The sequence below is a fragment of the Streptomyces sp. NPDC002004 genome (genome assembly GCF_053593975.1).
Map to the genome: position 1 here is coordinate 1 of NZ_JBSFDP010000054.1, position 22,284 is coordinate 22,284.

Annotated in this window: 19 protein-coding genes; 13 read left to right on the forward strand and 6 right to left on the reverse strand. The window is 71.9% G+C overall.

Translation table 11 applies throughout. The features are described 5' to 3' along the window. Positions 1–99 precede the first annotated feature (99 nt). Positions 100–1,287 (forward strand): polyamine ABC transporter substrate-binding protein, encoded by a 1,188-nt coding sequence (locus ACWCP6_RS35290; protein ID WP_450936733.1) that lies wholly within the window; start codon positions 100–102, stop codon positions 1,285–1,287. 248 nt (positions 1,288–1,535) lie between these two features. Here ACWCP6_RS35290 and ACWCP6_RS35295 read toward each other — a convergent pair whose 3' ends face one another. After that, positions 1,536–1,889, reverse strand: a complete 354-nt coding sequence (locus ACWCP6_RS35295; protein WP_450936734.1) for a VOC family protein — start codon at positions 1,887–1,889, stop codon at positions 1,536–1,538. Between the two features lie 89 nt (positions 1,890–1,978). Between ACWCP6_RS35295 and ACWCP6_RS35300 the strand changes: the two genes are divergently transcribed. Together ACWCP6_RS35300 and ACWCP6_RS35305 are read left to right on the forward strand one after the other, a co-directional pair. Further along, positions 1,979–2,362 carry a VOC family protein gene (locus tag ACWCP6_RS35300; protein ID WP_450936735.1) on the forward strand — a complete coding sequence of 128 codons (384 nt, stop codon included), beginning with the start codon at positions 1,979–1,981 and terminating at the stop codon, positions 2,360–2,362. A gap of 332 nt (positions 2,363–2,694) precedes the next feature. Beyond that, positions 2,695–3,240, forward strand: a complete 546-nt coding sequence (locus ACWCP6_RS35305; protein WP_450936736.1) for an HXXEE domain-containing protein — start codon at positions 2,695–2,697, stop codon at positions 3,238–3,240. 96 nt (positions 3,241–3,336) lie between these two features. Here ACWCP6_RS35305 and ACWCP6_RS35310 read toward each other — a convergent pair whose 3' ends face one another. Beyond that, entirely contained in the window at positions 3,337–4,074 is a 738-nt protein-coding gene (locus tag ACWCP6_RS35310; protein WP_450936737.1) for a glycerophosphodiester phosphodiesterase, read from the reverse strand. 148 nt (positions 4,075–4,222) lie between these two features. Beyond that, positions 4,223–5,254: an adenosine deaminase gene (locus ACWCP6_RS35315; protein ID WP_450936738.1), complete on the reverse strand. Its 1,032-nt coding sequence runs from the start codon at positions 5,252–5,254 to the stop codon at positions 4,223–4,225. A 221-nt stretch (positions 5,255–5,475) separates the two neighbouring features. Between ACWCP6_RS35315 and ACWCP6_RS35320 the strand changes: the two genes are divergently transcribed. Next, a complete protein-coding gene (locus tag ACWCP6_RS35320) occupies positions 5,476–6,129 on the forward strand; it encodes a DUF4190 domain-containing protein (protein ID WP_450936739.1) in 654 nt (217 codons plus the stop codon). 520 nt (positions 6,130–6,649) lie between these two features. Further along, positions 6,650–7,108 carry a DUF4190 domain-containing protein gene (locus ACWCP6_RS35325; RefSeq protein ID WP_450936740.1) on the forward strand — a complete coding sequence of 153 codons (459 nt, stop codon included), beginning with the start codon at positions 6,650–6,652 and terminating at the stop codon, positions 7,106–7,108. Positions 7,109–7,359: 251 nt separating this feature from the next. Here the strand turns inward: ACWCP6_RS35325 and ACWCP6_RS35330 are convergent, their stop codons facing one another. Further along, positions 7,360–7,959 (reverse strand): NADAR family protein, encoded by a 600-nt coding sequence (locus ACWCP6_RS35330; protein WP_450936741.1) that lies wholly within the window; start codon positions 7,957–7,959, stop codon positions 7,360–7,362. A 208-nt stretch (positions 7,960–8,167) separates the two neighbouring features. On the opposite strand from ACWCP6_RS35330, the gene ACWCP6_RS35335 reads away from it, so the two are divergent. The 6 genes from ACWCP6_RS35335 (at position 8,168) to ACWCP6_RS35360 (ending at position 15,388) form a co-directional block, all read left to right on the forward strand. After that, positions 8,168–9,691 carry a gamma-aminobutyraldehyde dehydrogenase gene (locus ACWCP6_RS35335; RefSeq protein ID WP_450936742.1) on the forward strand — a complete coding sequence of 508 codons (1,524 nt, stop codon included), beginning with the start codon at positions 8,168–8,170 and terminating at the stop codon, positions 9,689–9,691. Between the two features lie 71 nt (positions 9,692–9,762). Continuing rightward, entirely contained in the window at positions 9,763–10,995 is a 1,233-nt protein-coding gene (locus tag ACWCP6_RS35340) for a polyamine ABC transporter substrate-binding protein (protein ID WP_450936743.1), read from the forward strand. 52 nt (positions 10,996–11,047) lie between these two features. Next, the gene (locus tag ACWCP6_RS35345) at positions 11,048–12,196 is read left to right on the forward strand and encodes an ABC transporter ATP-binding protein (protein WP_450936744.1); all 1,149 of its coding nucleotides are present in this window, start codon (positions 11,048–11,050) and stop codon (positions 12,194–12,196) included. Further along, positions 12,196–13,125 (forward strand): ABC transporter permease, encoded by a 930-nt coding sequence (locus tag ACWCP6_RS35350; protein ID WP_450936745.1) that lies wholly within the window; start codon positions 12,196–12,198, stop codon positions 13,123–13,125. The genes ACWCP6_RS35345 and ACWCP6_RS35350 overlap by 1 nt, the downstream gene beginning before the upstream one ends. Next, positions 13,125–13,925 carry an ABC transporter permease gene (locus ACWCP6_RS35355; RefSeq protein WP_450936746.1) on the forward strand — a complete coding sequence of 267 codons (801 nt, stop codon included), beginning with the start codon at positions 13,125–13,127 and terminating at the stop codon, positions 13,923–13,925. The genes ACWCP6_RS35350 and ACWCP6_RS35355 overlap by 1 nt, the downstream gene beginning before the upstream one ends. Positions 13,926–13,969: 44 nt before the next feature. Continuing rightward, positions 13,970–15,388 (forward strand): NAD(P)/FAD-dependent oxidoreductase, encoded by a 1,419-nt coding sequence (locus tag ACWCP6_RS35360; protein WP_450936747.1) that lies wholly within the window; start codon positions 13,970–13,972, stop codon positions 15,386–15,388. 22 nt (positions 15,389–15,410) lie between these two features. On the opposite strand, the gene ACWCP6_RS35365 is transcribed toward ACWCP6_RS35360, so the two are convergent. Next, entirely contained in the window at positions 15,411–15,959 is a 549-nt protein-coding gene (locus ACWCP6_RS35365) for a phosphatase PAP2 family protein (RefSeq protein ID WP_450936748.1), read from the reverse strand. A gap of 402 nt (positions 15,960–16,361) precedes the next feature. Beyond that, positions 16,362–17,696 (reverse strand): 4-aminobutyrate--2-oxoglutarate transaminase, encoded by a 1,335-nt coding sequence (gene gabT, locus ACWCP6_RS35370; protein WP_450936749.1) that lies wholly within the window; start codon positions 17,694–17,696, stop codon positions 16,362–16,364. Between the two features lie 249 nt (positions 17,697–17,945). Here gabT and ACWCP6_RS35375 point away from each other — a divergent pair, with 249 nt between their 5' ends. Both ACWCP6_RS35375 and ACWCP6_RS35380 read left to right on the forward strand, forming a co-directional pair. Then, positions 17,946–20,369 (forward strand): ATP/GTP-binding protein, encoded by a 2,424-nt coding sequence (locus tag ACWCP6_RS35375; protein WP_450936750.1) that lies wholly within the window; start codon positions 17,946–17,948, stop codon positions 20,367–20,369. 138 nt (positions 20,370–20,507) lie between these two features. Continuing rightward, positions 20,508–22,217 (forward strand): PucR family transcriptional regulator, encoded by a 1,710-nt coding sequence (locus ACWCP6_RS35380; protein ID WP_450936751.1) that lies wholly within the window; start codon positions 20,508–20,510, stop codon positions 22,215–22,217. The last annotated feature ends 67 nt before the right edge of the window (positions 22,218–22,284 follow it).

A 22,284-nucleotide genomic window follows, 5' to 3' on the forward strand; every position in this document is an offset into this window, starting at 1 on the left:
GGCGCGTACGACGTCGCGTGTGTAGTCGGACAGCTCGACGATGCGGGTCATTCCGTACGCCGGACCTCCCGCCCCGCGCGTTGCAGGGAGGGTGAACCCATGGTTGATCTTGCCCGTCACACACCGTCGCGCCGTACGCTGTTCCGCTCGCTCGGCACCGCCGGGACCCTGGCCGCGCTCGCCGGCTGCGGGGTACCCGCCGCGTACGTCGCCCCCGGCGAGCGCGGCGGGCCCGACCGCTCCGTCGAGGACAAGCGCCTGACGTTCGCGAACTGGCCCCTCTACATCGACGTCGACGACCACGACTCCAGGAAGCGGCCCACGCTCGACGGTTTCGCGCGGCGCACCGGGATCGAGGTCCGGTACACCGAGGAGATCAACGACAACGACGAGTTCTTCGGCAAGATCAGCCCGTCCCTGATGAACCATCAGTCCACCGGGCGGGACCTGATCGTCGTCAGCGACTGGATGTGCGCGCGCTTCGTACGCCTCGGCTGGGTGCAGCAGATGGACCGGGCCCGGCAGCCCCATGTCGCCAAGTACCTGGATCCGCTGCTGCGTTCGCCGCACTTCGACCCGGGCCGCCGGTTCACGGTGCCGTGGCAGTCCGGGATCACCGGCATCGCGTACAACAAGCGCAGGACCGGGCGCGAGATCAAGCACGTCTCCGACCTGTGGGCGGAGGACCTGAAGGGCCGGATCACCCTGCTCTCCGGACTCGACGAGGCGTTCGCGCTTCTGATGCAGGGCAACGGCGTCGACATCACCCGCTGGACCGCGGACGACTTCCACCGCGTTTGCGACCAGGTGGAGAAGCTGGTGCGCGACAAGCACATCCGCCGGTTCACCGGCAACGACTACATCAAGGACCTGTCGAGCGGGGACGTCGTGGCCTGCCAGGCCTACAGCGGCGATGTCGTCCAGCTGAAGGCCGACAACCCCGACATCGAGTTCGTGGTGCCCGAGGAGGGTGCCGAGCTGTGGTCCGACTCGATGATGATCCCCGACCTGGCGAGCCACCGGCGCAGCGCGGAGCGGCTCATCGACTACTACTACGAGCCCGCGGTCGCCGCCGAACTCGCCGGATGGGTCAACTACGTCTGCCCCGTGCCGGCCGCCCGTGACGTCCTCGCCTCGTCCAAGCACAAGGAGACCGCCGACCTGGCCGAGGAGCCGCTGATCTTCCCCGACGACGGGATGCGCAAGCGGCTCGCCGTAGCCCGCGACATCACGGCCGCGGAGCGCGTGGAGTTCGCCAAGCGGTGGAACGAGATCGTCGGCCTGTAGGCGGCCGGACGCCCCCGTGTGATGCGGACGCGCACTTCGGCCCGGCGCCGCCGGTCGCAGCGGCACCGCAGGCGGCGTCCGGACTCGCATCGCGCCTCCCGCTGCGGCGCGAGTTCGGTGACGAGCCCGCCAAGGTGTTCCCGTGACAGCCCGCGGAAGGCGCGAGGGGACATGGCCGCGCGGGCCTGATTACGGATCACACCTCGACGACCCAGCACCAGCACGTCACCGCCCGCGTGCAGACGCGGTCAGGCGGGCTGCCACAGCTCGATCCGAGTGCCCTCGGGGTCGGTGACCCAGCCGAATCGACCGACACCCTCCATGTCCTGCGTCTCCTCGGCCACGTCCGCTCCCTTGGCGCGCAGTTGCGCGAGCATCGCATCCAGGTCGCGGACCCGGAAGTTGAGCATGGTTCGCTGGGTGCGGGACCCGAAGTAGTCGGTCTCGGACTCGAACGTCGCGAACACCGTGGGCCCGGCTCCCTGCTGCCACAGGCCGTTCTCATCGGCGTCCAGGCCCAGGCAATCGCGATACCACGCGCTCAGGGCCGCCGGGTCGGCAGCCCTCATGAAGTACCCACCGATTCCAAGTACACGCTCCATGGCGCCATCTTGCCAGGACGGTGATCAGCGTGGTCGGAAGCCTTGCGCGCGGCCGACACCCGCCGGGCCGTCTGCATACACTGACGGGCATGGCATGCCGCATCAGTGAGCTCGTCATGGACGCCGCCGAGCCCGATCGGCTCGCCGCATTCTGGAGCGAGGTCCTCGGCTACGTCGAACTCGGCCGGGAAGCCGACGGAAGCATCGAGATCGGGCCGCCCGACGTCGGCTTCGGCGGCCCGCAGCCCACCCTCGTGCTCAGCCCCAGCAGCGACCCGCGGCCCGGGAAGCTCCCCCTGCACATCGACGTCAACGCCACCGACCGCGACCAGGACGCCGAGCTGGAGCGGCTGCTCGCTCTCGGCGCCAGGCCCGCCGACGTCGGCCAGACCGGCAACGAGAGCTGGCACGTCCTGGCCGACCCGGAAGGCAACGAATTCTGCCTCCTGCGCGCTCGGATCCAGCCTCTCTGACCACGTGCGTCCTGGCGCCAGGACGCTCAGCCGTTCGAGTGCGGCCGGGGCTCCGCTCGTCGGCGACGGCGCCCGAGCCGGCGCCCGCGTTCCGCCGGCGCCGGTGTTCACCGTGCCGTGCGTGCTGTGCCGCGTGCCGCCGCGGTACGGGCAGGTGGGAAGGGTGCGCGGACGGCCGGGCACGGGTGGCCGATTTCTTCCGGAGCCGTCTCCGGTGGTTTCGAACTCCCCGGTAGGGTCGGGTGTTTCCGATGCGACGCGTGGGGACGGCAGCGGGCAGGTCCGCAGGTCCCGCGCGCCGCTCAGCGCCAACCGGGGGCATGGTCAGACAGATGAGTGAGCACGGAGTGGGTCCGGAGGTCACGTACGGGCTGTTCGTGGCATGGGCCCTGCACGACGCGGAGGAACTGGCGACCATGGGCCGCTGGACGCGGACCGCGGTGCCTCGCCTGAGGGAGCGGTATCCCGCGGTGCCGGAGCGGGTGTGGCGGGCCGTGGGCTCCGTCGACGGGCGTGAATTCGCCGTCGCCGTGGGCGCGATGGCCGCCATCGTGGGCTCGGCGGCGATCGCCGGGCAGCGCAGCGGGGGGCGGTCCGCCTGGTACCAGACCATGGTGAACGCCTTCGGTCTGCACGGTCTGGTCCACCTCGCGCAGGCCGCGGCGGTACGCGGCTACACCCCGGGGTCCGTGACCTCCCCGATCCTCGTGGTGCCGTTCACGGTCTGGGCCCGCCACAGGCTGGGCCGTGCGGGCGTCCTCCGTCCGACCCGGCCCCGCGACGCGGTCGTCGGCCTGGCCGCGGCCGGCGCGAGCGCCGTCGCGGCGCACGCGGTGGCCCGCCGCGTGCTCGGGCGCCGGGTCGTGTCCGCGAAGTAGCGCCGTCTGCCCGTAGGACAGAGCTCGCGGCGTCCGGTGCGTCGCCCCGGCCGGGACGGGGCAACAGCCCTTCCCCGTCCGGGGGTTGTAGGGGGGTCAGCCCCTGGCGTCCGCGCCGTCGACGGGGTCCGCGGGCTCGTCCCGCACGGCGCACAGCACGTCGATGCGGTTCGTCGTGATCGAGTCGACGCCCGCCGCCAGCAGACGCCGCATGGAGCGGCGGGTGTCCGGGGTCCAGACGGACAGCAGGTAGCCGTCGTGATGGACCCGGGCCGCGAGGCCGTCGGAGACAAGACCGAAGCGGTAGTTGAGCCAGCGAGGCCGCATCGCGGCCAGCAGAGCGGGGCGGGGCGGGGCCAGGCTGGTCCAGGTCAGGGCGATCTCGGCGGACGGGTCGACGGCGCGCACCGCGAGCATCGCCTCGGCGCCCCCGCAGTAGTACGCCCGGTCGGCCGCCCCGAACTCGCGGACCACGCCCATGACCGTACGGACGGCACGCGCGGTCGCCCCCGGCAGATCGACCATGATCCGCGGCCCGCCGTCCGCGTGCAGCGTCTCCAGGGCCTCGGCCAGGGTGGGCACACCGCCGACGGTGAGCCCGCGCACCTCGGGCGCCGATAGCGCGGCGAGCGGCCGGTCGTGCTGCCAGAGCCGCTTCAGCGTCTCGTCGTGCAGCAGCACGGGCACGCCGTCGCGGGTGAGCCGGACATCGACCTCCACCGCGTCCGCACCCCGGTCCAGCGCGGAACGCAGGGACGGGAGCGTGTTCTCACGGACGCGGTAGGGATCGCCCCGGTGGGCGACGGCGGTGACGGGGCGCGGGGAGGTACGCATGGGGCCATTGTTCCCCGCGGCGCCCGGGCGCGTGGCCGCTCACGACGCGCCACACGCCCGGCAGCGGCCGTGCGCCCCGGTGCGCGAGGGCGGGACCGTCGGCCGCGCCCTCCGGCACGTCAGGGCGCCGGCCACGTCCTCGGGCAGGTCAGGGCGCCAGCCACGTCTTCGTGTACGTGTCGATCTCGGCGACGATCCTCGCCTTGCCCGCCGAGTCGAGGAAGGACGCCTCGACTGCGTTCCTGGCGAGCGCGGCGACGCCCTGGGCGTCGAGGTCGAGGAGCCGGGCGGCCACCGCGTACTCGTTGTTGAGGTCGGTGCCGAACATCGGCGGGTCGTCGGAGTTGATCGTCACCAGCACGCCCGCCTGCACCATCTCCTTGATCGGGTGCTCGTCGAGGGTGCGCACCGCGCGGGTGGCGATGTTGGAGGTCGGGCAGACCTCCAACGGGATGCGGTGCTCGGCGAGGTGCTGGAGGAGCGCCGGGTCCTGCGTGGCGCTGGTGCCGTGGCCGATGCGCTCGGCCCGCAGCTCGTTCAGCGCGTCCCAGATCGTCTGCGGGCCAGTGGTCTCGCCCGAGTGCGGTACGGAGTGCAGGCCGGCGGCGATGGCCCGGTCGAAGTAGGGCTTGAACTGCGGCCGGGGCACGCCGATCTCCGGACCGCCGAGTCCGAACGAGACCAGGCCCTCGGGACGGATCCCGTCGGTGACCGCGAGCCGGGTCGTCTCCTCGGCCGACTCGAGGCCCGCCTCGCCCGGGATGTCGAAGCACCACCGCAGGACCACGCCCAGCTCGGCCTCGGCGGCCTTGCGGGCGTCCTCGATGGCGGCCATGAACGCCTGCTCGTCGATGCCGCGCCGGGTCGACGAGAACGGCGTGATGGTGAGCTCCGCGTAGCGGACGTTCTGCCGGGCCAGGTCCCGGGCCACCTCGAACGTCAGCAGGCGGACGTCCTCCGGGGTGCGGATCAGGTCCACGACGGAGAGGTAGACCTCGATGAAGTGGGCGAAGTCCGTGAACGTGAAGTAGTCCGCCAGCGCCTCCGGGTCCGTGGGGACCTTGGAGTCGGGGTGGCGGGCGGCCAGCGTCGAGACGATGCGGGGGGAGGCGGAGCCCACGTGGTGCACGTGCAGTTCGGCTTTGGGCAGTCCGGCGATGAAGGCGTGCAGGTCGCTCAAGGGTTCCTCCTGGGAACGGCGCCGTCTCGAGTGGCGCAGGTGATCGGCTGATCGGTGGTGCGAGGGTCATCGTAGGCGGCCGGTCGCGGTGGACGTTCCCGCGTTCCTGGGGCCCGGCGCGAACCGGGCGGGGGGCCGGGAGCCCGGCGGGGGTGGGCGCCGGTCGCCCGTGCGGACCCGGCCCGTAGCATGACGGCAGGATCGAACAAGGGGGCCGGGACATGACGGACGGGGCACACGAGCCGAGGCGCGACGCGGCGGGGGAGCCCGACCCGTGGGCGCCGCCGGAGCGCAAGACGTCGCTGAGCAAGTCCGCGGACGCACCGGCGTCCGCGCACGACCAGCCGACGGTCGCCGCGATGCCGGGTACGGAAGGATTTGCGCCCCCGCAGGGGCTCACACCGCCCGGATTCGGACCGGCGGGCGGGCCGTCCGCGGGTCCGGCGGACGGGGCGGTTCCGCCGCCGCCGATCGCACCCACCGGGCCCGGTGCGAGCGGCTACGGGTACCCCGGTTACCCGGGCTACGGCTGGTCCGGCATGCCCATGGCGCCGCAGAACGGCCTGGGGGTCGCCGCGATGGTGCTCGGCATCATCTCGGTCTGCCTGTTCTGCTTCTACGGCGTGGTCTCCGTCATCCTGGGCATCCTCGCCCTGGTCTTCGGCATCAAGGGGCGCAAGCGCGTCGAGCGGGGCGAGGCCGACAACCCGGGACAGGCGCAGGCCGGATTCATCCTGGGGATCATCGGAACCGTGCTCGGCGTTCTCGTGATCGTCCTGCTGGCCATCGGGATCACGGCCGCGATCAAGGGCCATTCGTACGACGACTCCTACGACGGCGCCCGGGCGGTGCCGTCGGTGGTCGCCGACCGCTGACACTCCCGCGTCGCCGAGGGCGCCGCGCCCCGAAAGCGGACGGCCCGCTCCCGGGCGACCGGCCGACGGGGCGACCGCCGGACCGGGCGGCGGTCAGGGCGGATGCGGCCCTGACCGGTGCGTGCGCACGCGGGGACGACGGTCCGGGCCGGGCCGGTGCAGACGTACGGATGACGGCCCGGCCCCGTGGCGTCGGTCGGCCCGCTCGCGTCGGCCATTGACCTGCTGACGTCGGGGCGTCGCTCGCATCGGCCGTCGGTTCGCTCGCGCCCGGTCCGCTCGCATCGGCCGTCGGTTCGCTCGCTCGCGTCGGCCGTGGCCCGCTCGCGGGCGTCAGTCGGCTCCCAGCGGCCGTCGGCCCGCTCCCGCCGGCCGTCGGCCCGCTCCCGCCGGGCGTCGGCCCTCTCCCGTCGGGCAGGCCCGGGCATCGAAACGTCAGGTGGCCTTCTCCCGTTGGTCCTCGCCGGGTCGCCCCGGACCACTACGATGTTCCGACTGTTCAACGAGGGGAGAAAACTTCATGTCCGACCCCAATGCCGGGCCCGGCGGCTACGGGAATCCTCCGTCCGTTCCCCCGCAGCCGCAGCAGGCTCCGGGCTACGGATATCCGCAATCCGGCCCGGGCTACCCCGCCGCGCCGCAGAGCGGCTATCCCGTGGCGCCGCAGGGCGGCTACTACAACGCGCCCGGCTACATACCGCAGCCGAGCAACGGTCTGGGGACCGCGGGACTGGTCCTCGGCATCATCGGCGTGGTGTGCAGCCTGACCTTCTTCCTGTGGATCATCGGGGTGATCCTCGGCATTCTCGCGATCATCTTCGGTGCGGTCGGCCGGGGTAAGGCGAACCGCGGAGAGGCCACCAACAAGGGCGCGGCGACGTCGGGGCTCGTCCTCGGCATCGTGGCCACGGTGATCCTCCCGCTGCTGGGGCTCCTGGCCTTCGCGAGCCTCATGGGCGTGGCCGGCGCCAGCTCCTGAGCCGCTTCGAGCGGGGCGCTCCTACAGGGCGCCCCGCCTGCTCCCGCACCCGTGCGGGCCGCCGCGCCTGATACGAGCGCGCCGCGCGCCCCACGGCCGGCCCCAAGCTCGTCCCGCGCCCTGGGTCCGCCCCCGCGTCGTCCCGTGTGCCACGTCGGCAGGCGCGCCCGCGTCCGCCCCGGGCAGCCCTGCCCCGCGTCCGCTCCCCGCCCCGGCCGATCCCGCGACCCCCGGCGCGAGCCCACGCCGCACTATGCGGTGGCCTGCCTCAGCCGCCTGCGTGCCTCCATCAGCGCGAACCCCAGCAGATTCGGGCCGCGCCACCGCTCCGGATCCGCCGCCCCCTCGTCCGTGGCCGCCAGGCCTATGCCCCAGATCCGGTCCATCGGACTGGCCTCGACCAGGACGCGGTCACCGGTGGTGAGCAGGAACTCCCTCAGATCGGGATGCGCGGCGAACTTGTGGACGCTCCCCTCGACCACGATCCCGTACCGCTCGCGGACCCACAGCGACTCGTCGAAGTCTCGGACCAGGCGCCCCGCCTTCTTCGCGAGAGCCGGGCTCGCCGCCTCCAGCGCATGCCGCTCTGCGTCCGCGTCGCCGAACAGCCGGGCCTTGGCGGCCATCATCCAGTGCTCCGCGGTCGCGTAGCGGACGCCGTCGACCACGAAGGGTGACGGCCACCACTGGCTAAGACAGCTCGCAGCGACGCGGCCGTCCGCCCGCGGCCTGTGCCCCCAGAAGTGCAGATACTTCGGCGTGGCGCCGGCTCGCACCGCGCGCACCAGCGCCTCCCGCGACGCGATGGGGGAGTCCTCGGTGGATTCCGGGTGCGTGCTGATCTTGTCCATGCACGCGAGTGTGGCAGGAACCACTGACACTCCGTCCCGCCTTTTCCGGGGAGACTCGACACCTGGTCGACAGATTCCGTCGCGTAACCAAAAGGCAACAACGGAATCACTTGTTGCGATACCAGGCCTCTGTCAGGATCGGCACTCAAATCGAGCTGGAGCTACGCCGCCACCCCCCGGGACGGGGGCCGCGACGGTAGGAGAGCGCATGCACAACCCGGGCAACCGCTTCCAGGCGCAGGACCGCTTCGCGGACGGCGCGCAGTTCATTGCGGGCCGGCTGACCAAGGGCACCTCCGGAGCCGCCCACGCGGTCGTCGACCCCGCCACCGGCGACGAGGTCTTCACGTACGACCTGGCGGGACGCGAGGACGTCGACGCCGCCGTCCAGGCCGCCCGCGAGGCGTTCCCCGGCTGGGCCGCGGCCACGCCGGGTGAGCGCTCCGACGCGATGCACCGGTTCGCCGCCGTACTCGCCGAGTGCGCCGAGGACTTCGCGCAGGCCGAGTCGCTCCAGTGCGGCAAGCCGATCAAGCTGAGCCGCGAGTTCGACGTCCCGGGGACCATCGACAACACCGCCTTCTTCGCGGGAGCCGCCCGGCACCTCCAGGGACAGTCCGCCGGCGAGTACTCCGGCGACCACACCTCGTACGTACGGCGCGAGCCCATCGGTGTCGTCGGATCGATCGCCCCGTGGAACTACCCGCTGCAGATGGCCGCCTGGAAGGTCCTCCCGGCGATCGCCGCGGGCAACACCATCGTGCTCAAGCCCGCCGAGCTGACACCGCTGACCTCACTGCTGTTCGCGCAGGCCGCGACCGAGGCGGGCATCCCCGACGGTGTCGTCAACATCGTGACGGGCGCCGGGCGGGAGGCGGGCGAGCACCTCGTCGCGCACCCCGACGTCGCCATGACCTCCTTCACCGGGTCCACCGCGGTCGGCAAGCGGGTCGCCGAGATCGCCACGAGCACCGTGAAGCGGCTGCACCTCGAACTCGGCGGCAAGGCCCCCTTCGTGGTCTTCGACGACGCCGACCTGGAGGCCGCAGTCCACGGGGCCGTCGCAGGAGCGCTCATCAACACCGGGCAGGACTGCACGGCCGCCACGCGCGCGTACGTGCAGCGTCCGCTCTACGACGCGTTCGTCAGCGGCGTCGCGGACCTGATGAACACCGTCCGGCTCGGCGACCCGTTCGACGCGGCCACCGACCTCGGACCGCTGATCTCGCACGCCCAGCGCGACCGCGTGGCCGGATTCGTCGACCGGGCCCGCTCCTACGCGCGTGTGGTCACCGGCGGCGAGGTCCCCGGCGGCGACCTCGACGGCGGCGCGTTCTACCGGCCGACGCTGATCGCCGACGCCCCCCAGGACAGCGAGGTCGTCCAGTCCGAGATCTTCGGGCCGGTCCTCGTCGTGCTGCCCTTCGACAGCGACGACGAGGGCATCCGGCTCGCCAACGACACCCCGTACGGCCTCGCCGCCTCCGCCTGGAGCCGCGACGTCTACCGGGCGAACCGCGCCACCCGCGAGATCAAGGCGGGCTGCGTCTGGATCAACGATCACATCCCGATCATCAGCGAGATGCCGCACGGCGGCTACAAGTCGTCCGGATACGGCAAGGACATGTCGGCCTACTCCTTCGAGGAGTACACGCAGGTCAAGCACGTCATGTTCGACAACACCGCGGTCGCCAGGAAGGACTGGCACCGCACGATCTTCGGGGACCGATAACCACTCGTCAGCTCGCGGGCGGGGCTCATCGACCGACGGCCCCGCCCACTTCCCGAAAGGGCACCACACGCATGGAGCAGTACCTCTCCCCGGCCCAGCTGGCGGCCATGCGGCGCAGCTTCCGAAGCGGCAGGGCATCGCTCACCCGTCGCTCCCTGCTACGCGCAGGAGCGGGCGGCGCGCTCGCCGTCGGCGGCATGGGCGCGCTGAGCAGTTGCGGCATCCCCGCAGCGGGCAAGGCCCAGGGCGTCACGTCCGAGGACCACTCGGCCAAGGAGAAGCTGATCAGCTTCTCCAACTGGACCGAGTACATGGACGTCGACGACAGCGAGAAGCACCACCCGACGCTCGACACCTTCACCCGCCGCACCGGGATCAGGGTCAAGTACACCGAGGACATCAACGACAACGTCGAGTTCTTCGGCAAGATCAAGCCGCAGCTCGCGGCGGGCCAGGACACCGGCCGTGACCTGATGATCCTCACCGACTGGCTCGCCGCCCGGCTGGTCCGCTTCGGCTGGGTCCAGAAGCTGGACCCGTCGAACCTGCCGCACGCCTTCGCCAATCTGTCGGAGCAGTTCCGCAGCCCCGACTGGGACCCGGGACGCGCGTACTCGTACCCGTGGACCGGCATCGCGACCGTCATCGCCTACAACAAGAAGGCCCTCGACGGCGAGAAGGTCACCTCGGTGTCCGACCTGCTGGACAACCCGAAGCTCAAGGGCCGGGTCGGCTTCCTCTCCGAGATGCGCGACAGCATCGGGATGACCCTCCTCGACATGGGGAAGGACCCGGGGAAGTTCACGGACGACGACTTCGACGCGGCCGTCGCGCGGCTGCAGAAGGCCGTCGACAAGGGCCAGATACGCCGTTTCACCGGCAACGACTACACCTCGGACCTCACCAAGGGCGACTTCGCGGCCTGCCTCGCGTGGGCGGGCGACGTCGTCCAGCTCAAGGCCGACAGCCCGGACGTCGGCTACGTCATCCCCGACGCCGGCTACATGTCCTCCACGGACAACCTGCTGATCCCCAACAAGGCGCGGCACAAGACCAACGCCGAGCGGCTCATCGACTACTACTACGAGCCGAAGCCGGCCGCGCAGCTCGCCGCGTACATCAACTACGTGTGCCCGGTCGACGGTGTGCGGGACGATCTCGCGAAGATCGACAAGAGCGCCGCGAACAACCCGCTGATCCTTCCGGACAAGGCCATGTCCGCCAAGGGCCATGCCTTCCGCTCGCTGACCGAGAAGGAAGAGACGGCGTACGAGGAGAAGTTCGCCAAGCTCACGGGCTCCTGACGGTACGCCCGCCCGCCCCCGCCCCCTCCAGCTCCTAACCCCGGGACACCTCATGACGACCGACAACGGCGGCGACGTCCGCCTCTCCGGGATCAGCAAGACGTACGGTTCCTTCACCGCCGTCCACCCGCTCGACCTGACCGTGCCGCAGGGCTCGTTCTTCGCGCTGCTCGGCGCGTCCGGGTGCGGCAAGACCACCACCCTGCGCATGATCGCGGGACTGGAGGAGCCCACCACCGGCACGGTGGCGCTGGGCGACCAGGACGTGACGGCGCTGCCCCCTTACAAGCGGCCGGTGAACACGGTCTTCCAGTCCTACGCCCTCTTCCCACACCTCGACATCTTCGAGAACGTCGCCTTCGGTCTGCGCAGGCGCGGCATCAAGTCGGTGAAGAAGCAGGTCGAGGACATGCTCGACCTGGTCCAGCTCGGTGAGCAGGCCCGCAAGAAACCGCACCAGCTCTCCGGCGGCCAGCAGCAGCGCGTCGCCGTCGCCCGTGCGCTGATCAACCACCCGAAGGTGCTGCTCCTCGACGAGCCGCTGGGCGCCCTCGACCTGAAGCTGCGCCGCCAGATGCAGCTGGAGCTGAAGCGCATCCAGACCGAGGTCGGCATCACCTTCGTCCATGTCACGCACGACCAGGAGGAGGCCATGACGATGGCCGACACGGTCGCCGTGATGAACGGCGGCCGCGTCGAGCAACTCGGTGCGCCCACCGACCTGTACGAGAACCCGGGGACCACCTTCGTCGCCAACTTCCTCGGCTCCTCGAACCTGATCAAGGCCGAGGTGGACACCAGGAGCGGCGACGAGCTCGTGCTGAAGGCCGGCGACGGCAAGCTCGCGCTGCCCGTCGCCCGCTGCTCCGCACCGGCAGGCGCCGGCGGCAAGGTGCTCCTCGGCATACGCCCCGAGAAGGTCTCTCTCGTGCACGCCGACGACGCGGGCACGATCGCCGACGGCCGCAACCGCATCACCGGCCGCATCGTCGACTCCAGCTTCATCGGCGTCTCCACGCAGTACGTCGTCGACAGCCCCGTCTGCGGCGACTTCGAGGTGTACGTACAGAACGTCGAGCGCGACAGCCGGCTCGCCCCCGGCGCCGAGGTCGTCCTGCACTGGAACCCGGCGCACACCTTCGGCCTCGACGCCGACCAGGACATCGACGCGGGCGTCGAGACGGTGGAGGAGGCCGCCTGATGACGACCGTCACCGAAGCGCCGCCCCAGGCGCCCACGAAGGAGGCCGCCCCCCGGCGGCCCCGCAAGCGGGGCCGTCTGGTCCCGTACTGGCTGCTGCTGCCCGGCATCCTCTGGCTGCTGGTCTTCTTCGCGCTGCCGATGGTCTACCAGGCCTCCACCTCGATCCAGCAGGGCTCGCTGGAGGAGGGCTTCAAGGTCACCTGGCACTTCGCGACGTACTGGGACGCACTGTCCGAGTACTGGCCGCAGTTCCTGCGCTCCGTTCTCTACGCGGGCATGGCGACGGTCCTGTGCCTGCTGCTGGGCTACCCGCTCTCGTATCTGATCGCCTTCCGGGCCGGACGCTGGCGCAATGTCGTGCTGATCCTCGTGATCGCGCCGTTCTTCACCAGCTTCCTGATCCGTACGCTCGCCTGGAAGACGATCCTCGCGGACGGCGGCCCGGTCGTCGGCGCCCTCAACGCGCTGCACGTCCTCGACGTCACCAGCTGGCTCGGCATGACCGACGGGCACCGGGTCCTCGCCACACCGCTCGCGGTGGTCTGCGGACTCACGTACAACTTCCTGCCGTTCATGATCCTCCCGCTCTACACCTCGCTGGAGCGCATCGACGGACGGCTCCACGAGGCGGCCGGCGACCTCTACGCCGACCCCTTCACCACCTTCCGCAAGGTGACCTTCCCGCTCTCCATGCCGGGTGTCGTCTCCGGCACGCTGCTCACGTTCATTCCGGCGGCGGGCGACTACGTCAACGCGGATCTGCTCGGGTCCACGGACACGCGTATGGTCGGCAATGTCATCCAGACGCAGTTCCTGCGGATCCTCGACTATCCGACGGCCGCGGCACTCTCCTTCATCCTCATGGCCGCAATCCTCTTCATGGTCACCCTCTACATCCGCAAGTCCGGGACGGAGGATCTGGTCTGATGGGCCTCCTGCGCTGGTTCCGCCGCAATCTCGTCGTCGTCGCCGGATTGCTCACCCTCGCCTATCTGCTGCTGCCGAACGTCATTGTCACGGTCTTCTCCTTCAACAAGCCGAAGGGCCGTTTCAACTACCAGTGGCAGCAGTTCTCGCTCGACGCCTGGAAGGACCCCTGCGGTGTCGCCGACATGTGCGGCTCCCTCTCGATCAGCCTCCAGATCGCGGCCTGGGCGACCCTGGGCGCCACCGTCCTCGGCACGATGATCGCCTTCGCGCTGGTCCGCTACCGCTTCCGGGCGCGCGGCGCGGTCAACTCGCTGATCTTCCTGCCGATGGCGATGCCCGAGGTCGTCATGGCCGCCTCGCTGCTCACGCTGTTCCTCAACATGGGTGCGCAGCTCGGCTTCTGGACGATCCTGATCGCCCACATCATGTTCTGCCTGAGCTTCGTCGTCACCGCCGTCAAGGCACGCGTGATGTCGATGGACCCGCGCCTGGAACAGGCCGCGCAGGACCTCTACGCGGGTCCCGTGCAGACCTTCCTGCGGGTCACCCTGCCGATCGCGGCACCCGGAATCGCCGCGGGCGCGCTGCTCGCCTTCGCGCTCTCCTTCGACGATTTCATCATCACCAATTTCAATGCGGGCTCGACCGTCACCTTCCCCATGTTCGTCTGGGGCTCGGCACAGCGCGGTACGCCCGTCCAGATCAATGTCATCGGTACGGCGATGTTCATCGTCACCGTAGTCTTCGTGCTGGCCGGAATGCTGGTCGGCAATCGACGCAACAAACAACAGGCATAACGCTTCTGCTGCACCATGCATCACCCCCGTAGGGAGTTGAAATCATGGCCGCTGGCGCCATGAACCCGTGGACCACATCGCTCTCCGATGCCCAGCCCGTCCCCTTCTGGCTGGACGACCCCGACAAGCCGCGCCCCGAACCGGCCCTCACCGGCACCGAGCAGTGCGATCTGCTCGTGGTCGGCGGCGGCTACAGCGGACTGTGGACCGCGCTCCTCGCCAAGGAGCGCGCCCCCGGCCGTGAGGTGGTCCTCGTGGAGGGCAAGGAGGTGGGCTGGGCGGCCTCGGGCCGCAACGGAGGCTTCTGTGCCGCCTCCCTCACCCACGGTCTCGCCAACGGCCTCGCCCGGTGGCCGCGCGAGATCGAGACCCTGGAACGGCTGGGCGCCCGCAACCTCGACGAGATCGAGGCGGCGGTCGCCCGCTACTCCATCGACTGCGACTTCGAGCGCACGGGCGAGATAGACGTGGCGACCGAGCGCCACCAGGCCGACGAACTGCGTGAGATGTACGACGAGATGTGCCGCCTCGGGCTCGACTCCGGTACCGAGTTCCTCGACCGGGACGCGGTCCGCGAGCAGGTCGACTCGCCCACGTTCCTGGCAGGGCTGTGGGACCGCGACGGCGTCGCCATGCTGAACCCGGCGAAGCTCGCCTGGGGCCTGAAGAAGGCCTGTCTCTCCCTGGGCGTGCGGATCTACGAGCAGACGCCCGCGCTGTCCCTCGCCCGCCGCGGCGGCGGCATGGGGGTGACCACGCCGTACGGCAGGATCTTCGCCCACCAGGTCGCCCTCGGCACCAACGTCTTCCCCTCGCTGGTCAAGCGGCTGCGCTCCTACACGGTGCCGGTCTACGACTATGCGCTGATGACCGAACCGCTCACCGACGAGCAGCTCACGGCCATCGGCTGGAAGAGCCGCCAGGGGCTCGGCGACAGCGCCAACCAGTTCCACTACTTCCGGCTGTCCGCCGACAACCGGATCCTGTGGGGCGGCTACGACGCGGTCTACCCGTACGGCGGCCGGGTGCGCGCCGAGTACGACAACCGCCCGGAGACGTACGCGAAGCTCGCCGGCCACTTCTTCCGCTGCTTCCCGCAGCTGGAGGGCGTGCGGTTCACGCACGCGTGGGGCGGTGCGATCGACACCTGCTCCCGCTTCTCTGCCTTCTTCGGCACTGCGCACGGGGGCCGGGTCGCCTACGCGGCCGGGTTCACCGGGCTCGGCGTCGGCGCGACCCGCTTCGGCGCGGACGTCATGCTCGATCTGCTGAGCGGGGAGCCGACGGAGCGCACCGAACTGGAGATGGTGCGCACCAAGCCGCTGCCGTTCCCGCCGGAACCGCTGACCTGGACGGGCATCTCGCTCACCAAGTGGTCGCTGGCGCGTGCCGACGAGCGCGGCGGCCGGCGCAACCTCTGGCTGAAGGCCATGGACAAGCTGGGCCTCGGCTTCGACAGCTGACCCGGCCGCGTACGCCCCCTGGTCACCGCACGTCGCGCGGGGGCCGGGGGCGTACGCGTGGCGCACTGCCGATCCGGAGCATCCCGAGGCCGCTAAGCAGTGTCCCGCACAGGCACCAGCTGCCCACCACGTCCAGGGGCCAGTGGTAGCCGTGCAGCACCAGGCCGGCGCCCGTCGCGAGGACCAGGGAGCCCGCCGCCGCGTACAGCGGCCAGGAACGCCGTACGTACGGAGCGAGCAGCAGGCTCGCCCCGACGTACGCCACCGTCGCGGTGGCCGTGTGGCCGGACGGGAAGTAGCCGGTCTCGGCGGTCAGCGGGCCCGGGCGGGCCGTCCACTCCTTGACCGGGACGACCAGCGCGGGAACGACCGCCATGGTGAGGGCGACGGCCAGGGGCGCGGCGCGGCCGCCGCGCCACACGGCGTAGCCGACCGCCGCGCCCAGCACCGGAAGCGCGACGGGCAGCGAACCGAGGTCGGAGAGGAGCTGGGTCGGCGTACCGGGAGCCCGGCCGACGAGGCGGTGGTCCAGGCGCTCGTCGGCGCGCAGCAGCGGGCCACGGACGGCCACCTGCCAGGTGAGGAGCGCGAAGAGGAGGGCGCACAGGCCCGCGAAAACGGTCGGCCGCCCCGGAACAGGGGGGGTCGTTCCGAGGCGGCCGTACTGACCGGTGTGCCGCGCGCCCCGGGGGGTTTGGGGCGAGCGGCCATCCGATCGGTGAGGAGTTCCGGAGCTGGAGGCTCCGGGTGTGTGCGCGAGGGCACGACCAGAACGAGGCTGGGGAGGCTCCGTCCCGGTGTCGCCCACAGTCTCCTGCGGGCGGGGTGTTTCTCTCATCTGGCTAGAACCTACGGCAGGGGGGCGACGCGGGACAGATGGATCGTCATCCCGACATCGCCCCCGCACACCTTCTTCACATGCTCTGCGCGTTACCCCAGGTCACAGCCGTGGATGCGAGGAGCGGCGGGCGCGTCAGACGCGGGCGAACGCGCCCTCGATGATGTCGAGGCCCTCGTTCAGCAGGTCCTCGCCGATCACCAGCGGCGGCAGGAAGCGCAGCACGTTGCCGTAGGTGCCGCAGGTGAGGACGAGCAGACCCTCGGCGTGGCAGGCCTTTGCGAGCGCGGCGGTGGCCTCCGGGTTCGGCTCCTTGGTCGCCTTGTCCTTGACCAGCTCGATGGCGATCATGGCGCCACGGCCGCGGACGTCGCCGATGATGTCGAACTTCTCGGCCATCGCGTTCAGACGCGCCTTCATGACGGCCTCGATGTTCTTCGCCTTGGCGTTGAGGTCGAGCTCCTTCATGGTCTCGATGGCGCCCAGCGCACCGGCGCAGGCCACCGGGTTGCCGCCGTAGGTGCCGCCCAGGCCGCCCGCGTGCGCGGCGTCCATGATCTCGGCGCGGCCGGTCACGGCGGCGAGGGGCAGACCGCCCGCGATGCCCTTGGCGGTGGTGATCAGGTCCGGGACGATGCCCTCGTCCTCGCAGGCGAACCACTGGCCGGTGCGGCAGAAGCCGGACTGGATCTCGTCGGCGACGAAGACGATGCCGTTGTCGGAGGCGAACTGGCGGATCGCGGGCAGGAAGCCCTTCGCCGGCTCGATGAAGCCGCCCTCACCGAGCACCGGCTCGATGATGATCGCGGCGACGTTGTCGGCGCCGATCTGCTTGGAGATCTGGTCGATCGCCTGCTTGGCGGCCTCCGGGCCGCAGTTCTCCGGGCCGGTCAGCCAGCGGTACCCGTACGCGACCGGGACGCGGTACACCTCGGGGGCGAACGGGCCGAAGCCGTGCTTGTACGGCATGTTCTTGGCGGTCAGCGCCATCGTCAGATTGGTGCGGCCGTGGTAGCCGTGGTCGAAGACGACGACGGCCTGGCGCTTGGTGTACGCACGGGCGATCTTGACGGCGTTCTCGACGGCCTCGGCGCCCGAGTTGAACAGCGCGGACTTCTTGGCGTGGTCACCCGGCGTGAGCTCGGCCAGCGCCTCGGCGACGGCCACGTAGCCCTCGTACGGCGTGACCATGAAACAGGTGTGGGTGAAGTCCTGGAGCTGCGCGGACGCGCGGCGCACGACGGCCTCGGCGGAGCCGCCCACGGAGGTCACGGCGATGCCGGAGCCGAAGTCGATCAGACGGTTGCCGTCGACGTCCTCGATGATGCCGCCGTCCACGCGGGTGGTGAACACGGGCAGCACGGAGCCCACACCCGCCGCGACCGCGGCGGTGCGTCGGGCCTGCAGCTCCTGCGACTTCGGGCCGGGGATGGCGGTGACGACGCGGCGCTCCTGCGGAAGTGCGGTCATGTCGGGCTCCTGGGGGTCTTGCGGACGCTTTTCGATGCTTTCTTCCGCAGGCTAGGGCCGGCGTGGGGGTGGAGGCATGCTCCATGGGGGCGTTGTTGGGGGTGGGCCTTGTCCGTCGTGGACATAGGCGGAGCGGCCGCCCGGAGGCGACGAGTTCCCGTTGCGCCGGGCGCGTAACCGGTGAACTCCCCGTGCAGGGGCACTAGATTGGCCGCGAAGGCAAGAGCGGCTGGTCAGGGGGCAGGGGCCATGGACACCGACGGCACGCAGGACGCACGCGGCACGCACGACCGTCCCATCCCGCGGCCGACGACCCCGCCGATCGGGTCCGCATCCGCACCGCCCCGGCCCGCCCACGCACCCGCGGGGCCCGTGGGGCCGCCGCCCGTGCCGAAGCAGCCGCCGCCCGGCGGGTCTGCGGTCGGCGAGTGGCTGAACACGGCGCGGCCCGAGGCGGGGCCGGGGATCTGGCGGTACGCGTACCGCCCGGCGCAGAAGCCGAAGCGATCCGGGCGGCTCGCCCCGGTCACGATCGTCGGTATGGCCGTTCCGCTGCTCGTGGGCCTGTTCGTCTGGTCCCTGTGGCGCCAGGGCGCCCTTCCCTACCAGTGGGTCCCGCTGACCGTACTCACGCCGGGCGACTGGTGGTGGACCCCCACGACGAGCCCCCGGACCTGGCAGGGAGGGGAGGCCCGGGTCGTGTACGAAGGGGTCTTCTTCGCGCTGCTGGTCTACGCCGTCGCCCGTCTCGGCAGCTGGCCCCAGGTCGTCCGCCACTTCGTCGTCCGCCGCGAGCAGCCGGTGCGCGCGGCGCTCGCGGCTCTCGGTGCCGTGGTGGCCCTGTCGTTCGTCTGGCCGGACGCCTTCCCCGGCGTCGACTGGGACGCGCTCCCCGTCGCCGCTCCCGTCCTCTCCCTCGTCACGCTGCTCGCGGGCGGCTACCAGGTGTTCCAGTCCCAGCTGGTCACCTACGGGCTCTACGCGCTGATCACCGCGGGCGTCCTGTGGCCCTTCGCCAGGATCGGCGGCTGGCGGGACCTCGTGCGGCAGTGGCGGCGCGCCCGCGCCGACCGCCGGGGGACGGACGCCGCGGCCGCGGCACCGGCCGGCCCCCCGGCCACCTGGCCGGAAGTCAGGGCCGAAGGCCAGCACCAGGCCGCGGACCTGCTCACCGCCGAGGTGCAGAGCGGCCGTATGAACGACGTGGACTGCGCGCGGGTGCGCCGCGCCTGGGCCTCGGCCGAGGGCCGGCCCGCGGGCCTCGCCGCGTTCACCGACACGGTGCTGCGCCGGGGCGCCGCCGCCTGGGCCCACCCGTCGGGGGACCGGGACCTGCCGACCCGTGCGGCGCACCACGACCTGCTCCTGGGGCAGGTCCGCATCGGGGGGTGCGTGGACGACGTCCGCAACCCCGAGGCGCACCGCGGCGCCGGGCTGGCCCTGGACACCGCGGTGCTCGGGACCTCGCTGCTCGCCGTCGGCCCGGCGGGCACCGGCAAGACGCAGCGACTCGTGCGGCCCGTCGTGGAGTCGCTCGCCCTCCAGGCGCTCACCGGCGAGTGCGCCGTCGTCGCCGTCGGAGCCGCCGGCACCCCGCTGGGCCCCGACGACGCCTACGACGTGGTCGTACAGCTCGGCGACCCGGCGTCCGTGCACGACCTGGACCTCTACGCCGACGCCGTCGATCCGGACGAGGCCGCCGCGTTCCTCGCCGAAGGGCTCGTCGGCGACATCGAGGCCGTCGACAGCAGGCGCGCGGCAACCGTTCTCGCCCAGGTGCTCGGCCCCTACCGGGCGGCCCACGGCAGGTTCCCACCCGTGCCCGCGCTGCGCGAACTCCTCGAAGGGGTGCCCTCGGCGCTGGCGGCCCTGCGCGACGCCCTCCCGGCGGACGACCCCGCCATGGTCCGCGAACTGGAGGCGCGCATCCGGCAGGCGGGCACCGCCGCCGACCCGGGGCCCGCCATGGCCGACCGGCTGGCCCTGCTGGACCGGCCCGTCTTCGCGGAGTTCTTCGGCGGCGGGGGCAGCGCACGGCCCTTCTCGCTGCGCGCGGTGGCCCATCACCCGCTCCGGGTGCGCATCGATCTGCCGCGGCGCGGGCACGAGGAGGCGTCGCGCCTGATCACCCGTCTCGTCCTGGCCCAGTTCACGGCCGTCGCCCGCACCGAGGGGCAGCGCACGCACTTCCTCTCCCTGGTCCTGGACGACGCCACCGCGGCGCTCACCCCGGAGACGGTGCGCGGAATCCAGCGCCTGCGCTCCGTGAACGCCGGGGTGGTGCTGACCCTGCGGACCGTCGGCGACGTCCCCGAGGCGCTGCAGGGTCCGCTGTACGGGGCCGTGGGCTGCCGTATGGCGTTCGCCGGGGTGTCGACCTGGGACGGCAGGCGGTTCGCCGAGGCGTGGGGCAAGGAGTGGGTCGAGACCCGCGAGGTCGCCAAGCACACCGTGTTCGCCGACCAGCCCATGACCCGGGCCATCCACGCCCTGCGCAAGCTGGTGACCGGCAAGGCCGTGACCACGGACGCCGTCACCGTGCGGAAGGTCGAGCGGGAGCGCTGGTCCGCGTCCGAGCTGGCCCACGAGGTGCCGCCGGGGCACGCGGTGCTCTCGCTGACGACCGTGCGCGGGGAGCACGCGCCCCCGCTCCTGGTGGACCTCGCCGGGTGAGCTCGGCGGCGGCGCCCCACAAGCCCCGCGGGACGGGAGGTTCGGTCACCACGGCACCGTACGGTGAGGCAGAATCGATATGGGCCGTTCATACACGGCGGCCAAATGATCATCGATCGCCGCAGACCTGAAGGCCTCATGCCACCCACCCTCGCCTCGCTCGTCCACCACTCCGCGCTCAAGCTCACGGTGCGTGCGGGCGAGGACCATCTGGACACCCCGGTCCGCTGGGCGCATGCCAGTGAACTCGCCGACCCCGTGCCGTACATGGAGGGCGGCGAGCTGCTGCTGATCACCGCGCTCAAGCTGGACGCCGAGGACGCCGAGGCGATGCGCCGCTATGTGAAGCGGCTCGTGGGTGCGGGCGTCGTCGGCCTCGGCTTCGCGGTCGGTGTCCACTACGAGGAGATCCCCGAGGCGCTGGTCGCGGCGGCCGGGGCCGAGGGCCTCCCGCTCCTGGAGGTGCCCCGCCGCACTCCGTTCCTCGCCATCAGCAAGGCGGTCTCCGCGGCGATAGCCGCCGACCAGTACCGCGCGGTCACGGCAGGCTTCGCCGCCCAGCGGGAGCTGACGAAACAGGCGCTCGCCGGCGGCCCCGAAGGCATGCTCGCCGCGCTCGCCCACCAGGTCGACGGCTGGGCCGCGCTGTACGACGCGTCCGGTGCCGTCGTCGCCACCGCCCCCGAGTGGGCGTCCCGCCGCGCCGCCCGGCTCACCCCGGACGTGGAGCGGCTGCGCGAGCGGCCCGCCCCGGCCAGCGCGGTCGTCGGGGGCGCCGACGACCGTATCGAGCTGCACTCGCTGGGCACCGGACGCAGGCCGCGCGCCGCGCTCGCCGTCGGTACCGCGTCCACCCTGGGCACCGCCGAGCGCTATGCCGTCCACTCCGCGATCGCACTGCTGACCCTCACCACCGAGCGGTCCCGCTCGCTGCACGCCGCGGAACAGCGGATCGGCGCCGCCGTGCTGCGCATGCTGCTCGCCGGCGAACCCGACCACGCACGCGCCGTGGCCGGCGATCTGTACAACGGCCTCCTCGACGCCCCCTTCCGGCTGATCATCGCCGAGTCGGCGTCCGCGTCGGCCGCGCGTGCGCACGCCGACGGCCACGCCCGCGTGGCTTCCACGAAGCCCGCACCGGGCGCCTCCGCGGTGGCGGAGGTGCCCGGCGGCCCGTCGGGCGGCGATCCGCTGGCCGCGCTCGCCGACGTCGTCGAATCCGCCGCCGCGCGCTCCGGAGAAGCCGTGCTCGTCGTCCCCGAGGGCGACCGGCTCGTACTCCTCGCCGTCGACCACGGCGCCGCCGCGCGGGCCTGCGCGCAGTACGCCGAGGCCGTGGAGGCCGCCCGAGCCCAGGCGGGGGAGCAGCCGGCGCCGGCCCGCACCCAGCCGGGGGACCGGCCCGCGCCCGCCGAGGACGAGCTCGTCGTGGGCCTCTCCGCACCCGCCGGACCCATCGCGGCGGCCGCCGCGTACAAGCAGGCCGAGCAGGCGCTGTCCGTCGCCCGCCGGCGCGGCCGCGCCCTCGTCGAGCACGAGGAGGTGGCCGCCGGGTCCGTTCTGCCGCTGCTCGCCGACGACGCGGTGCGCGCCTTCGCCGACGGGCTGCTGCGTGCCCTGTACGAACACGACGCCACCGGACGCGGCGACCTCGTCGCCTCCCTGAGGGCCTGGCTGTCGCGCCACGGCCAGTGGGACGCCGCCGCCGCGGACCTGGGCGTGCACCGCCACACCCTGCGCTACCGGATGCGTCGGGTCGAGGAGATCCTCGGACGGTCGCTGGACGACCCGGACGTCCGGATGGAGCTCTGGCTGGCGCTCAAGGCGACCTCCGCGAGCGGCGAGTAGGCGGCGAACAGGCGGCGGACAGGGCGGTCGAGGGCCTGGGAGGTCCCACTCGTACGCCTACAGTGAC